At 66.6% G+C, this 1,125-nt stretch carries 1 protein-coding gene; it reads left to right on the top strand.

Annotated elements, in window-relative coordinates:
- The coding region (locus CDI09_RS17370; RefSeq protein WP_146220949.1) for a transketolase C-terminal domain-containing protein at positions 1-1,125 on the top strand (1,125 nt) is incomplete at both ends.

Consider the following 1,125-nt stretch of genomic DNA (forward strand, 5'->3'; position numbering starts at 1 on the left):
GTCGGCCCCGTTGACGGGCATGACATGAACCAGCTCGTCCACATCCTGCGCAACCTGCGCGATGCCGAGGATGTCGGCCCCGTGCTGCTGCATGTCATCACCGAAAAGGGCCACGGCTACAGCCCGGCCGAATCGGCGGGCGACAAATACCACGCCGTCTCGAAGTTCAATGTCGTGACCGGCGAGCAGAAGAAAGGCCCCTCCGGGCCACCGAGCTACACTTCGGTGTTCGCCAGGGAACTCGTGCGCCAGGCCGCGACGGATGACAAAATCGTCACCATCACCGCCGCCATGCCATCGGGCACCGGGCTCGACAAATTCGCCAGGGCCTATCCCGACCGCTTCTTTGATGTGGGCATTGCCGAGCAGCATGCCGTGACCTTTGCCGCCGGCATGGCCACCGAGGGGCTGCGCCCGTTCTGCGCCATCTATTCCACCTTCCTGCAGCGCGCCTATGACCAGGTGATGCATGATGTGGTGCTGCAGAAGCTGCCGGTGCGCTTCGCCATCGACCGCGCAGGGCTGGTGGGCGCCGATGGCGCGACCCATGCCGGCTCCTTCGACATCGCCTATCTGGGCTGCCTGCCCGGCATCACGCTCATGGCGCCAAGCGACGAGCTTGAACTGCTGAACATGACCGCCACCGCCATCGCGTTTGACGAAGGCCCGCTTGGCCTGCGCTACCCGCGCGGCGCGGGGCTGGGGCTGGACCTGCCGGCGGCGGGCCAGATCATCGAGATCGGGCGCGGGCGAATCGTGCGCGAGATGGCGCGCCAGTCCGGCCCCGAGCAGGGCGGCATCGCCATCCTCTCGCTCGGGCCAAGGCTGGCCGATGCGCTCAAGGCGGCTGACATGCTGACCGCGCAGGGGCTTTCCCCCACCGTGGCCGATGCGCGCTTCGCCAAGCCGCTCGATACGGCGCTGATCGAGCAGCTTGCGCGCAACCATGCCGTGCTGATTACCATCGAGGAAGGCTCGGTTGGCGGATTTGGCAGCTTTGTCATGACGCATCTGGCCAAAACCGGCCTGCTCGACCGCGTGCGCTTCCGCCCCATGACCCTGCCCGACCGCTTCATCGACCATAACAGCCAGGAGGCCCAGTACCATGAGGCCGGGCTGGATGCG

The sequence above is a fragment of the Komagataeibacter nataicola genome, from assembly GCF_003207795.1.
In the GTDB taxonomy this organism is placed as follows: Bacteria; Pseudomonadota; Alphaproteobacteria; order Acetobacterales; family Acetobacteraceae; genus Komagataeibacter; species Komagataeibacter nataicola.